11 protein-coding genes are annotated in these 13,306 nt (G+C 31.1%); 6 read left to right on the top strand and 5 right to left on the bottom strand.

The window, feature by feature from the left end:
• The first annotated feature begins 23 nt into the window (after window positions 1-23).
• Complete coding sequence (locus AJN58_RS04325) at window positions 24-1,220, top strand: hypothetical protein (protein WP_070292013.1); 1,197 nt, start codon at window positions 24-26, stop codon at window positions 1,218-1,220.
• A gap of 83 nt (window positions 1,221-1,303) precedes the next feature.
• Here AJN58_RS04325 and AJN58_RS04320 read toward each other — a convergent pair whose 3' ends face one another.
• On the bottom strand, window positions 1,304-2,005 hold the full coding sequence (locus AJN58_RS04320; protein ID WP_002842934.1) for an SIMPL domain-containing protein: 702 nt from the start codon (window positions 2,003-2,005) through the stop codon (window positions 1,304-1,306).
• The gene (locus AJN58_RS04315) at window positions 2,002-3,204 is read right to left on the bottom strand and encodes a multidrug effflux MFS transporter (RefSeq protein ID WP_070292011.1); all 1,203 of its coding nucleotides are present in this window, start codon (window positions 3,202-3,204) and stop codon (window positions 2,002-2,004) included. Before AJN58_RS04315 ends, AJN58_RS04320 begins: the two co-directional genes overlap by 4 nt.
• 105 nt (window positions 3,205-3,309) lie before the next feature.
• Here AJN58_RS04315 and AJN58_RS04310 point away from each other — a divergent pair, with 105 nt between their 5' ends.
• On the top strand, window positions 3,310-4,659 hold the full coding sequence (locus tag AJN58_RS04310; protein WP_032587432.1) for a DUF2130 domain-containing protein: 1,350 nt from the start codon (window positions 3,310-3,312) through the stop codon (window positions 4,657-4,659).
• A 23-nt stretch (window positions 4,660-4,682) separates the two neighbouring features.
• On the opposite strand, the gene AJN58_RS04305 is transcribed toward AJN58_RS04310, so the two are convergent.
• The 3 genes from AJN58_RS04305 to typA all read right to left on the bottom strand — a co-directional run bounded on the left by AJN58_RS04305 (window position 4,683) and on the right by typA (window position 8,359).
• Window positions 4,683-5,726 (bottom strand): c-type cytochrome, encoded by a 1,044-nt coding sequence (locus tag AJN58_RS04305; RefSeq protein ID WP_052949435.1) that lies wholly within the window; start codon window positions 5,724-5,726, stop codon window positions 4,683-4,685.
• A 177-nt stretch (window positions 5,727-5,903) separates the two neighbouring features.
• Window positions 5,904-6,551, bottom strand: coding sequence for a poly(A) polymerase (locus AJN58_RS04300; RefSeq protein WP_070292009.1), 648 nt, complete (start codon window positions 6,549-6,551; stop codon window positions 5,904-5,906).
• Window positions 6,551-8,359 (bottom strand): translational GTPase TypA, encoded by a 1,809-nt coding sequence (gene typA, locus AJN58_RS04295; RefSeq protein WP_019108952.1) that lies wholly within the window; start codon window positions 8,357-8,359, stop codon window positions 6,551-6,553. The genes AJN58_RS04300 and typA overlap by 1 nt, the downstream gene beginning before the upstream one ends.
• Window positions 8,360-8,493: 134 nt before the next feature.
• On the opposite strand from typA, the gene AJN58_RS04290 reads away from it, so the two are divergent.
• Genes AJN58_RS04290 through AJN58_RS04275 form a run of 4 tightly spaced genes read left to right on the top strand, consistent with a single transcriptional unit; the run spans window position 8,494 to window position 13,306 of the window.
• Window positions 8,494-8,817, top strand: a complete 324-nt coding sequence (locus AJN58_RS04290; protein ID WP_002868349.1) for a hypothetical protein — start codon at window positions 8,494-8,496, stop codon at window positions 8,815-8,817.
• A gap of 15 nt (window positions 8,818-8,832) precedes the next feature.
• Window positions 8,833-10,728 carry a flagellar hook-length control protein FliK gene (locus tag AJN58_RS04285; protein WP_083265161.1) on the top strand — a complete coding sequence of 632 codons (1,896 nt, stop codon included), beginning with the start codon at window positions 8,833-8,835 and terminating at the stop codon, window positions 10,726-10,728.
• Window positions 10,729-10,786: 58 nt separating this feature from the next.
• The gene (locus AJN58_RS04280) at window positions 10,787-11,665 is read left to right on the top strand and encodes a flagellar basal body rod modification protein (RefSeq protein ID WP_096738025.1); all 879 of its coding nucleotides are present in this window, start codon (window positions 10,787-10,789) and stop codon (window positions 11,663-11,665) included.
• A 3-nt stretch (window positions 11,666-11,668) separates the two neighbouring features.
• Window positions 11,669-13,306 carry a flagellar hook-basal body complex protein gene (locus AJN58_RS04275; RefSeq protein WP_070276102.1) on the top strand — a complete coding sequence of 546 codons (1,638 nt, stop codon included), beginning with the start codon at window positions 11,669-11,671 and terminating at the stop codon, window positions 13,304-13,306.

Here is a 13,306-nt window from a genome sequence, read left to right as displayed (position 1 = left end):
AATATAAAAAATAAGGAATAAAAATGGAAAATTTAATTAAAGAACAAAAAAAGTTATTTTATAAAATTATAAAAAATATCAAAGATGAAAATTCTTTAAAACAATTAGAACAATTTCTTAATCTAATCGAAAATAATGCTATACAAAATTCATTAAAAGATATTGCAGAATTTAATTCTGTTTATAATGGAAATGGCAATGATGAAGAAATGTCCGTAAAAGATATGATTAAAGATATAAAAACCGGACAAAAAGATATAGATGAAATTTATTGGAAAATTTTTGATATTGAAACCGATGGTGAAAATAAAAGCAGTGCTTTAATTGAAATTGAAAAAGCTAAAGAATGTGCAAATAAAATGAAAAATGATTATATGAAATTTTATGATCAGGAAGATTCTCAAGGCAATGTTACCGAAGGGATTATTTCGAAGTTGAAACAAGCTTGTGATGATATCGAAGAAAATAAAGATAAAATAGAAAAATTTGAAAAATTTTACAATGAAATTTTTATTGGTGTTGAAGCAGATGAAAATGGAAAAGGTGGAAAGTTATCTCTTGAAAAATATTTAAATGAAAAACGGACTGAAATAAACAATTTAATTTCTAGTAAAAAACAAGAATTAGAAAATTGTTTAAATAGCTATAAAGATAAATTTGAAAATTTGTATAAAGAAAAAAATGATGAAATAGATGAATTATTACCAGGTGCAACTTCTGCGGGATTAGCCGAGGCTTATAAAGATGAAAGAGAGGTTGCACAAACAAATATCAAAACTTGGAATATAATTTTTGGAGTGTCTATATTCGTTTTTATTATTGTTTTTGGTATTTATTTTTGCTTTTCATTTGAGGAAAATTTTACATATATAAATTTTCTTAGAGCTTTGCCATTTTTATTTTTTAGCGGATTTTTTACTTATTATTCTACAAAGCAAATTGCAGAATATAAAAGAATAGCAAGTGAGTATGCTTATAAACAAAGATTAAATCAAACTTATAAAGGGTATGAAACTCAAATAAAAGAAACAGAGAACGAGGAACTAAAAAATCAACTTTTAAAAATTATGCTAGATTCTGCAGAAAATAATCCAAGCAAGATACTTGATAAAAAAGGTGAAATTCCTAGTTTAAGCTTGATTGAAAAAATGCTTGATATTCTTCCATTTAATACATTGAAAAGACTTCAAGATAAAATTAAAGCAAAAATAGAAAAATAATTATAAAAAACTATTTAAAAACCGCACGAAAAAATTCCATAGTGCCAAGCTAAGCCTTTAAAGCTTAGCTTGAAAATTTATTATCAGTCTTTCAAATAGTATTCTATAGTAGAAACCACTCTTATGGTTTTGATGTAAGGTGTGTTTTTATCCCTGTTGCTGATGCTAAATTGTCCTTGAGAAGCCTTTTTTATCTTGCCTAGATGGCTGTTTGAATCTTGTGCGAATTTTATCGCTGCATTTCTAGCATTGAGCGTTGCTTCTTCTATCATTTGTGGTTTTATCTCATTGAGTTTGGTATAAAGGTATTCTATGTCATAATTATCGATTTTTGTTACTATGCCAAATTTTGCAAGACTTGAAATGTTTTCTAGTATGCTTTTTCCAAGCTTTACATTTTGAGTATAGATGAGTAAATTCGCAGTGCCTATGTATCGGTATGTAGCTTGAGTGTCGTTGCTATAAGGATCGCTTAAACGATCTATGATATTTGGCGAGTTGTAGCTGATCTCATCTTCTTTTACGCCTTGTTCTTTTAAAAATTTGATGATATTTTCTTTATCTTGTTCTAGTTCTTCGTATAAATTTGTAAGATTGTTGTTTGATCTTGTGAATTTTATAGGAAGTATCAAAGTATCCGCTTCGACTTCTTTTTGACTTAAACCCTTTACGCTTACACTTCTTTCAAGTGTTTTAAAATCGCTTAAAGCCTTGTTAAATCCAAAAGCTAGAATCAAACTTGCTAAAACTATGGCTAAAGCCATAAAGATATTATTTGTTTTCATTTTTTCTCCTTTATTTTGATTAGAAAATATATCATATTTGCAACCAATACGCAAGCACACATTACAAAAGCAAGGATTATCGGTGTATTTGCGTTAATAGCTCCAACCACAAAAGAAATAAGCCCTGCAAAACCAAATTGCACCGTTCCAAGCACCGCAGAAGCAGTTCCGCTATGTTCTTTAAACCTTGCCATAGCCAAAGTCGTGGTATTGGGTGCGATGAAACCAAGCATAGCGATACTTGTAAAAATACTAAGTTCAAAAAGCAAGAAATTTGGGTGAAAAAAAGCATTTACAAGTAAAATCACAGTCGATATAAACATTATCATCAAAGCTTTTGCTAAGATTTTTTCGCTTTCGTATTTTAAAACCAATCTCGCATTGATATTTGCACAGATGACAAAACCTAAAGCATTTGCCCCAAAAAGCAAGGCAAATTTTTGCTCACTTAAGCCAAAAAACTGCGTAAAAACAAAGCTTGATCCTGTGATATAAGCAAACATCGCCGCCAAAGCAAAAGAAGCACATAGTATATAAACTAAAAAGCGTTTATCGCTTAAAACAAATTTGTAGCTTTTCATCGCTTCATGATGGGAAAATTTTTTGTTTTTAAGATGAGGTGCGGACTCTTTTAAGCCAAAAAGTATCATCAAAAAAAGTAAAATTCCCAAAGCAAACAAAGTTGCAAAAATACTATGCCATGAAAAATACTCTAGCAAAATTCCCCCAAAAGTTGGCGAAAGCATAGGAGCAAGAGAACTAAAAACCATCATCAAAGCAAAAATCCCTGCAGCTTCTTTGATCTCAAACAAGTCATTGACAATAGCCCTTGCGATAACCACACCTGCACAACCCCCAAGTGCTTCAAAAAATCTCAAAGTGATAAAAGCATAAATATCATCGATAATCACACAAAACAAACTCGAAACGATGAAGAAAAATATCCCCACCAAAGCTGGAATTTTACGCCCAAAAATATCACTTAAAGGCCCATATATAAGCTGTCCTAAAGCAAAAGCGATAAAAAAACTTGCGATACTAAGTTGGGTTAAAAAAGAATTAGTTTGAAAACTTTGCTCCACATGAGAAAGTGCAGGCAAATACATATCTGTAGAAAGCGGTGCTATGCTTGACATCAAAGCAAGGATAACGATGAGTTTAAATTTGGCAAAGCCGTGAATTTTGGTGTGTTTTTGCATTTGTAATCCTAATTATTCTAAAAGAATGATTTTAACAAGTCAATCTTAGAATAATCTTTGTTTTTCTATGTTAAATTTATAGAAAAATTCTCAAGGAAATTTTTTATGCAAAATTTAAACCAAAATGAACAAATCAAATGCCCAAGTTGTGGAAGTTTTATCGATATCAGCACTGCTTTATATGCTCAAATTTTAGATAAAGCTAAGCAAGAAATGCTAAAACAAAAAAAAGAATTTGATGATGAGGTAAATGCTAAAAGAGCTGAATATACCAAAGCTTTAAATGATTTAAAAACTCAAAAGATAGAACAAGAAAAACTCATAAACGAGCAAGTAAGCCAAAAGCTTCTTTTAGAAAAGCAAAAATTTGAACAAGAACTTCTTATACAAAAGCAAAATTTCCAAAAAGAATTCAGCGAGAAATTTAACAAAGAGCATGAAAATGAAATGAAAATCATGCAAGAAGAACTCGAGAAAAAAAGCAAAGAACTTAGCGAGTTTTTAAGCATAAAGGCTGAAAATGAAAGACTAAAAAGAGAGCAAAAAGAAAATGAAGAAAGATTGAAATTTCAAGCCAAAGAAGAGGCTTTTAAAGAATTTAAAGAACAAGAAAGCAAAAATTTGGAATTTGAAAGAGAAAAAATGCGTCTTGAATTTCAAAAAAGTACTCAAGAGCAAGATCTTAAATACAAAGAACTAGAAACGAATTTTAAAAGTGTAGCTCAAAAGCTAGAAGACGCACAACGCAGGATAGAACAAGGCTCACAGCAACTCCAAGGCGAAGCAGCCGAACTACTCATAGAAGAATACATACAAAGTGAGTATTTAAGTGATGAAGTAAAAGAAGTGCCAAAGGGCGTAAATGGAGCTGATTGTCTGCATATAGTAAAGGATAATTTTGGAAATATTTGCGGAAGTATTTTATATGAGAGCAAACGCACTAAAGAATTTAATAAAGAATGGCTTGATAAGCTTAAGCTAGATAGCATAGCTGCAAAAAGTGATATAGCGGTTTTGATTACAAAAACTATGCCAAAAGATAAAGAAAAAACGCATTTTAAAGAAGGAATTTTGATCTGTACTTTTAATGAATTTAAAGGTGTTTTAGCAGTGCTTAGAGAAAGCATTATAAATTCTTATAAACTCAAAAATGCCCTGCAAAACAAAGATGAAAAAAATCACATTTTATACGAATACTTAAATTCTAAGGAATTTAACACGCAAATCACTTTTATACTCAAAACTTATCAAAATATGAAAGAAGAGTTAGAAGCTGAAAAAAGGGCTTTGCAAAATATATGGAAAAAAAGAGAAAGAGCTATAGAAAATCTAAGTTTTAATTCCACTGCTATAGTGAGTTCTTTAAACGCGATATTTAGCGACTTACAAGGTGGAAATTTGATAGGTGAAGAAGGGATTAAAAGTCTTGAAAATTTAGCCAAAGATGAGGATTAATTTTGGGCTTAGCCCAAAATTAATCATTCTCCTGGGAAGTGATTTGGATTTTTCCAAGGTCCGTATTTTACTTTTATGTATTCTTTAGGGTCTAAATTTTGTTGCGGTGAGGCAAAATACTCAGGTTTTAATGATGGGGATTTGCTATAAGCTGTATCAAGTCCTGCACGATTTTCTGTAGTGGTTATAGGCATTCTTACAAAACCTGTATTGACATAAGCTGCTATATCTAGTGCATCTTCATCGCTTAATATAGGATTATCCGCACTCGCACCAAAAGGCATGGCTGATTTTAAAAATCTTGCTAAAAATGGTATCATAGCCATGTGTCCACCATCAGGATAGATAAGTAAAGATGGATATAAATGTCCACTACCTTGTTCATAATTATCATTTTTTACCCCAAGTCCTCTTTCGCCATGGCAAGCAACACAATTTTCTTCAAAGAGCTTTTTCCCACGCACAGGGTCAGCTGGACGATTTGGAAAATTCATCTTAGCAAAAAAATCTCCTTCAAGCTTTACGCCGTCTTTGATACCATAAGCTTCTTTTAGCCATTTAAAATAAGCTAAAATTGCTTTCATTTCTTTAGAATCATTAGGAAATCTATGAGAGTCAGTTCCACCCATTCCGCGAATTCTATCTTCAATAGAGATGATTTTCATCGTTTCTATATCAAGTCTTGGATAATTGTTTAGGACATTTAAAAATGGAATAACATATTTTTTTGTCCCTGGTAAACCATTGCCGTCATTGTCCATGTGACAGGAAATACAGTTTACTTCGTTGCTTGTCTTTTTTAGCTTGCTATAGGGTCCTAGAGTGCTTTCTGTCTTGCTTAAAAGCTTTATGCCATAACGGATTAAATCCCCTTGCTTGCCTTTTGGAACATCATTGATGCTTAAATTTTTATTTGGCCATTCTTGCACAGGTCTTTTAGAAAGTTCCTTAAAATACTCTACTCCTTCCTTGTCGCTTAATTCTTCTCCTACTTTGTAGTCACTCACGCTTTTAGCACTAAGACTCAAACTAAGACATAAACCAAGCAATAAAATGTGTTTTTTCATGATTTTCCTCCTTTTTATTTGTAGTTCAAATTGATTTTAGTGTATTTTTTCTTAAATATTAAGCATAATAAGAATAATTTAAATAAAATTAAATTTTAAAGTGTTACTAAAAGTAATATATTTTTAAAGTATATAATTAATATTTATTAAAATTTTATGATATTAACTTTATGTTAGTTATTTAAATAGTTTATTTTTTATAGAGTTTAGATTTTCTTCTAAATTTTTGAAATTGTTTTCTAAATCTTTTTTTATATCTATAAAGAAAGGATTGCTTAAAGTAGCGATAAGATAATGATTTTCTTTAGAAAAGATATGATTTAAAGTGAAATTTTTATCTTTAAGTTTGATATAAATTTGTTCTTCATTTTCAAAGCTAGGATTTTTGTTTGCACTTAAAATTTCGAGTAAAATTCCGCAAAAAAAGCGTTTATTTTCGTCCAAAAACTGAATATCATAAATTTTAAAATCCTTAAATTCAAAGCAGTTTTGACTTTTAAATTCTTGCAAATCTTTTGTAAGTCCTAGTTTTAAAAAGTCTTTTTGGCTTAAACTTTGCTTTTTAAATTTCGCCCCAAAACGACGCAAAAATAAATTTAAAGCGTCAATTTGTAATTCTTTTTGTGCGAGTTTTAGTTTTTTGGCTGTAAAACGAAAGAAAAAAATACCTACAAAAACAGCTAAAATTACTGCAATTAAGGAATCTCTTATAAAAACAAAGGCTAAAAAGCCTACAAGCAAGGCTTCGATAATGCTTAGGAATTTTAAGATCCCTAAGCGTTTAAGTATATAAAGTCTATTATTTTCTAAGCTTTTTAAATCCATTAAGATTTTGCTTTTTCCATTCTTTTTCTTTGAGTTGGATCAAGATAGCGTTTGCGAACACGCACATTTACAGGCGTAACTTCTACAAGTTCATCTTCTTCTATCCACTCTAAAGCTCTTTCAAGGCTTAATTTTCTAGGTGGTACAAGCTTGATTGCATCATCGCTTCCGCTTGCTCTTACATTGGTAAGATTCTTTCCTTTGATAGGATTAACATCTAAATCATTTGGACGAGAGTGCTCACCTATAATCATACCGGTATAAACTTTAGTTTGAGGCTCTATGAAAAGCACTCCACGCTCTTGAAGGTTAAACAAAGAATACCCTAAAGCTACGCCATTTTCCATAGAAATTAACGCTCCATTGTTACGCTTTTCAACCGCACCACTAAAAGGACGGAATTCTAAAAAACTATGATTCATCACGCCTTCGCCTTTAGTATCGGTTAAAAACTGGCTTCTAAAACCTATAAGTCCGCGTGCTGGAATTTCAAACTCAAGTCTTGTTTGTCCATCGCCTGTTGGTGCCATAGTTTTCATTTCAGCTTTTCTTTTGCCAAGTTTTTCTATTACCGCACCACTAAATTCCTCAGGTACATCGATAACTAAATGTTCAAAAGGTTCTGTTTTAACCCCATCTTCAACCTTTACGATAACTTCAGGTCTTCCCATGCAAAACTCAAAACCTTCACGACGCATATTTTCAGCTAAAATAGTGATTTGAAGTTCACCCCTACCGCTTACTTTAAATTTACCTTCGCCTGTGCTTTCGTATTTCATAGCGATATTAGTTTTCATTTCAGCTTCTAAACGTTCAGCAATTTTATTTGAAGTTACATGTTTTCCTTCAGTTCCTGCTAATGGGCCATCATTTACAGAAAATACTATGCTTAAAGTCGGCTCTTCAATGTGTAAAGGATCAAGTGGCATAGGATTGTTTGGATCTACAACGCTATCACCCACATCTAAAGCTTCAAAACCTGCTATAGCTACGATATCTCCACTTCCTGCTTCTTCAATATCCATTTTTTCTAAGCCCATAAAGCCAATGAGTTTTGAAATTCTACCATTTACTTTGGTGCCATCAGCTTTTGCAAGCATTACGCTTTGGTTTTTCTTCACAATCCCATTGAAAATTCTAGCAATGCCTATTTTACCTACGAAATTATCATACCCTAAAGTGAAAACTTGAAGTTGTAAAGGATTGTCATTTGTGCCACTTGGTGCTGGAACGCGTTCAAGTATGGTTTTAAAAAGTGGCTCCATATTATCACTTTCATCGTTTAGATCAAGCTTAGCATAACCATTTTTTGCTGCAGCATAAACTATGGCAAAGTCGAGTTGCTCATCGTTTGCATCTAGGGCTACAAAAAGATCAAAAATTTCATTGATCACTCTTTCAGGATCAGCAGCTGGTTTGTCGATTTTGTTGATTACAACTATAGGTTTAAGCCCTAAAGATAAAGCTTTTTTAACAACGAATTTAGTTTGTGGCATAACACCTTCTTGAGCATCTACTAAAAGCAAAACTCCATCAATCATTTTTAAAACGCGTTCTACTTCTCCGCCAAAATCAGCATGCCCTGGAGTATCTATGATGTTGATTTTTGTGCCTTTGTAATTGATCGCTGTGTTTTTTGAAAGTATGGTAATACCGCGTTCTTTTTCTATATCGTTGCTATCCATAACGCGTTCTGAAATTTGTTCTCTTTCGCTAAAGGTGCCTGATTGTTTTAACAATTCATCTACCATAGTGGTTTTACCATGGTCAACGTGAGCTATAACTGCTATATTTCTAATGTTTTCCAAATTTTCTTCTCCAAAGCTAAATTTTTAAAAGCTTAGATTATACAAAAATTTAACTTAAACTACAAAGTATCAAAACTTGGAACACTTCTTGCTTTAAAAACTTATGAAATTAAAATTTTAAAAAGGAAGTTAAAATGTCAAAACCATTAAATGAAGAGATTTTTGTTGAATTTAAAAGCGATCTAGCTGAAAGAAAAAATGAAGTTTTGCTTCAAGTTTTAGAACTTTTAGAAACTTTTAGATCAGATAAAAACGAAAAAATGGCAAGAATTTCAAGCGAGCTTACAGAAATTTTAGAAAATGAAGAAAATTTAGAGAAAATTTTAAATGCTAAAAATTTAGAAGAGCTTTTAAATATCTTAACTGCTTTAAATGAAGATAAGATGATTAAAGTATATGAAGATTCTTATTTGAAAGAAAAATTTCCTAATGTAATGGTAGATAAATTTTTAAAATAATTTTTTGAAGGAAAAGTGATGTCAAATTTAGCTCCGCAAAATGATGTTTTAAATCTTACGCCGAGTAAAACTTCTACTACTAGTAGTTCTTTTAGTAAAACAAGTAAAAATAAAGAACATGAAAGTAGCGATAGTAAAAATTCAACTCAAGATGATACAGAGAGTTTTTTAAATTCTTTGCTCAATTCTATCGATGAAACTAATGAATTTTTACCTGATCATATGAAGATCAGTCAAAAAGAAGTTGTTAATGAAGCGATGAACAGACTTCAAAAAGGAGCTTTTGATGAGAGTGATAAGATAAGCATTTTCGAATCTGCTTCTTTTATGCAAATTCTTTCTTTGTTGGATAAGCTAAAAACAGATACAGCAGATGTTAAACTGGCAAATCTTTCTACTCAACTTTCGAGTCTTATCAAAACAGAGGCTAATTTTAATGCTTTAAAAGGCGCATCAAATCTTAGTGAGCTTTTGGACATAGCTAAAGATCTGGGCTTAAATGTAAAAAATATTAAAGTAGATCGTCTTCTTGATCTTAAAGCAACTTTTCCAAATTTAGATAAGGCCGATTTTTTTAAAGGTGCTGTGGATAATGTTTTTAAAGAAATCATCAATAATAAAATTTCCAATATGAGTAAAAATTTAAATCACAATTTACAAAATACAACTCATACTACAAGCACTCATTCTACGCAAAAAACAAATTCTAAAGATAGCGGTTCTTTGCTTTCTCAAACTTTAAAAAATTTAGATTCCATGCTTTCATCCAAAGAAAGCAAACACGAAAAAAATGATAAAGTTAAATCAAAAATAGAAGAAGATACCACAGATGCTAAAAATACTTTAAAAAATATCAAAAATGATGAGTTTGCAAAAAATTTAACAGAAGAGTTGAATATAAAAGATAAAAAAAACCAAGATAATTTAAATAAAGATAACAATCTTAAAGATTTGATTAAAGATAGTACAAAACAAGATAAAAATTTAAACAAAGAGTTAAAAGACAATGCAAGCACTCAGGAGCTTACAAATCTTAAAGATTTAAATAAAGAAAACAAAGATTTTAATAAAGAGTTAAATAAAAATCAAGAAAAAAACAATTTAAATCAAGAGAATATACAAGATCAAAATAAAAATTTAAAGAGCAATAATCAAAATTTAAATCTTGATAAAAATTTAAATAAAGAAATTGTCAAAGATGCTCAGAATTTAGTTTCAAATTTAACACAAAAAGATTTTAGTTTAAATAAAGAGCCTAAAAACAACAACAAAGAAAATAAAGATATAAAACAGAATTTCTTTGATCAAAAATTAAATTTTGAAAATTTAAATAAAACTCAAGCAGTTCAAAATAAAGAGAATAATGCTAATTTTAACAACAATACCAATAAAGAAACTTTTACTCAAGAGCAAACAAAAACGCACAGTGAAAATGTAGATAAAAATAATTTAGATGACTTAAATTCTTTAGTCAAAGATTTAAGTAAAGTAATACAAAACAATGCTCGCAATATCACGCCTAAAGAGACTTTGCAGTATTTTTCACAAGATTTAAAAGAGGCTGTAGATCAATATAAAGCGCCTATCACTAAACTTAGTATCACTCTAAATCCTAATAATCTTGGAGAAGTGGAAGTAACTTTGATACAAAGAGGTAATAACCTTCATATCAATTTCAACTCCAATACCAATGCAATGAATTTGTTTATCCAAAATCAAGTCGAGTTTAAAAATTCTCTTGTAAATATGGGATTTACTGGACTTGAAATGAATTTTAGTGATCAAGGTAAAAGAGAGCAAAATCAAAATCAAGGAAAAAATCGTAGTGGATATGGTTTTAAAGATACTTTAGATGGAAAAAATGAAAGTGAAAAAGTCAATCTAGAGCTTGTTTTAGCGAAGTATTTCTAAGTTGGAACACTTATTGCTTTTAATTAAAAAAGACTGAATGTAAAAAAAGGATTTTATCATGGCGACAACAAATTGGAATAGCAATCTTAACTGGACAAATACTGCTAATACTAACCAAACAAGCAACAAGGATACGAAAGTGGATAATTCATCTAGTAGCAATAGCTCTGGTGTGGTTAGTAATCCAAATGCTACCTTAGATAAAGATGCGTTTTTAAAACTTCTTTTGATAGAGCTTCAACATCAAGATCCAACAGATCCTATGGATAGTGATAAAATGCTTACACAAACCTCACAGCTTAGTGCACTTGAAATGCAACAAAATACCAATACAACTATGCAAAAAATGGTTGAAACTATGGAAAAACTTTCCAATTCTTTTAGTACGAGTATGAGTACTGCAGCAGTGGGAGCTATAGGAAAAATGGCTACGGTAAATGAAAACAAAGTCAAATTAACAGGCGCAGATGAGGTTATTGCACTAAAAATGTATTTGCCTGAAGATTCGGATGATAAAGGAATCACCTTAGAGGTTTATGATAAAAATAATAAGTTGGTATTTAGTGAAAAAAGTAATGAGGGAAAAGAAGTATCAAAAGGTTTATTTACATTAGAGTGGCCTGGTAGAAATAATGATGGTGTTTATGCTGGGGATGGAGAGTATAGTGTTAAAGTGGTTTATAATAATAAAAACGGGGAAAAGATCACTGCAAATTATGGAACTTATCCTATAGAGGGTATTAAATTTGTTGATGGGGTTGCTTATGCAAAAATGGGTGGTCAATATGTAAGTTTTGATGATATTGGTGAAATTAGTGATTATAAACTTGGTTCATCTTCAACTTCCGTTGGAGATAGTTCAGGTGGAGACTCAAGTGATGGAGATTCTTCTAATTCTGGATCCACAGAAGAAGGCGACAAAGAGGAAAAGGCATAAGCCATGATGAATTCATTTTATAATGGAATTTCTGGAGTTAAAACAAATAGTTTTGGTATTGATATTTATGCAAATAATATAGCTAATGTTAATACTACAGGTTTTAAGTATTCTGATACTCAATTTAAAGATATTTTTTATAGCACCATAACTACTCAATCAACTAATCCTGCTCAAGGTGGATATGGCTCAGGATCAGCTTCTTCTAATGTGGTTTTTGAACAAGGTTCTCTTGTGGCAAGCGATAGCGAATTTGATGTGGCTTTACAAGGAAAAGGATTTTTTGGGGTTTTGGGGGCGGATGGTAATGCTTACTATACTAGAAATGGATCGTTTAAAAGAGATGCAAATGGATATTTGGTAGATTCTTATGGAAATTTTGTTTTAGGAACAATGAACCCTGCTTTTACCGGTATCAACTATAGCGATAGGGTTGCAGGGCTTATGGGGGATTATCTTAACACAGGAACTCCGGTAAATAATGGTTTTACCGTAAATTCAAATAATTCTTTCAGTATAGGCACAACTGCTTCTCAAGGGGCTATTAAAGTACCTGTGAATATGTATTTACCTCCTCAAGTAACTCAAAATGTAAAATGGAGTGGAAGTTTAAATGCTAACACAACAACAGAAGTGGTCAAAGTGGATCTTGATCCTGGTAAATTTAACATTACAAAAACTGAAGATGGAAAATATTTAGTTAGCGGTAGTGTTAGCAAAGAAGATGTGTTTAGTGCTAAAGCGGGCGATAGGATCATTTTAAATTTCACTGATGATAATGGCGTAAAAACAAGCTTTGAAGCAACTTTAGATGAAAATCTTAATTTTAAAAGCAATGAGCTTGATTTAAAAGGATTGGATGAAAATAGTATTAAGCTTGATACAGCTCAAATTTCAACAGAACAACAAAAAGCCAATAAAGATATTTTAGAATCCCCTATTTATAATGCAGATGGGAGTAAAAGTACTTTAAGGGTTACGCTTGAAAGGGTTTTGCCGCAAGAAGGCGATAATATACAATATAAAGCCATTGCCCAAATTTATGATTCTAATGGCAATGCCGTAGGCAATCCAACTGAAGGAAATATGGTTTTTGATAAAAATGGTGCTTTGCTTCAAAACAATATTACAAGCATTGCAAACCCAAATGGCGGAACAATTAATATTGATTTAGGCTCTCCTTATGATGCTAACAAGCCTGGTTCGGGTTATAGTGGGATTTATATTAAAGAAGGCGTTGAAAAAAATGTAGTTACACAGCAAGATGGTGTAGCCGAAGGATTTTTTAAACAATATGATATATCTGATGATGGAAGTATTGTAGCGCAATTTAGCAATGGTAAAAATGCTATAGTTGGAAAGCTTGCTTTATATAATTTTATCAATGAGCAAGGATTGGCTGCTATGGGCGATAATATCTTTGCTGCAACAGCTAATAGTGGTGAAGCAAGTTTTATTATGAAAAATGGACAGATTGTTAATACAGCCAAATTTAAAGGCGGATTCTTAGAACAATCTAATGTTGATTTAAGCGTAGAGCTTTCAAATCTTATAGTAACTCAAAAAGCCTTTGATGCAAGCTCAAAAAGCATTACCACAAGCGATCAAATGATACAAAAGGCTATTAATATGAAAAGATAA

The sequence above is a fragment of the Campylobacter sp. BCW_4321 genome, assembly GCF_001763075.1.
GTDB classification, from domain to species: domain Bacteria; phylum Campylobacterota; class Campylobacteria; order Campylobacterales; family Campylobacteraceae; genus Campylobacter_D; species Campylobacter_D jejuni.
The sequence above is the reverse complement of the archived record's forward strand: the minus strand, read 5'-3'. Positions and strand labels throughout refer to the sequence as shown.

Excerpts from the sequence above, each read along its gene's own strand:
- AJN58_RS04325 (WP_070292013.1), top strand. The coding sequence starts at position 24 with ATGGAAAATTTAATTAAAGAACAAAAAAAGTTATTTTATAAAATTATA.
- AJN58_RS04320 (WP_002842934.1), bottom strand. The coding sequence starts at position 2,005 with ATGAAAACAAATAATATCTTTATGGCTTTAGCCATAGTTTTAGCAAGT.
- AJN58_RS04315 (WP_070292011.1), bottom strand. The coding sequence starts at position 3,204 with ATGCAAAAACACACCAAAATTCACGGCTTTGCCAAATTTAAACTCATC.
- AJN58_RS04310 (WP_032587432.1), top strand. The coding sequence starts at position 3,310 with ATGCAAAATTTAAACCAAAATGAACAAATCAAATGCCCAAGTTGTGGA.
- AJN58_RS04305 (WP_052949435.1), bottom strand. The coding sequence starts at position 5,726 with ATGAAAAAACACATTTTATTGCTTGGTTTATGTCTTAGTTTGAGTCTT.
- AJN58_RS04300 (WP_070292009.1), bottom strand. The coding sequence starts at position 6,551 with ATGGATTTAAAAAGCTTAGAAAATAATAGACTTTATATACTTAAACGC.
- AJN58_RS04290 (WP_002868349.1), top strand. The coding sequence starts at position 8,494 with ATGTCAAAACCATTAAATGAAGAGATTTTTGTTGAATTTAAAAGCGAT.
- AJN58_RS04280 (WP_096738025.1), top strand. The coding sequence starts at position 10,787 with ATGGCGACAACAAATTGGAATAGCAATCTTAACTGGACAAATACTGCT.
- AJN58_RS04275 (WP_070276102.1), top strand. The coding sequence starts at position 11,669 with ATGATGAATTCATTTTATAATGGAATTTCTGGAGTTAAAACAAATAGT.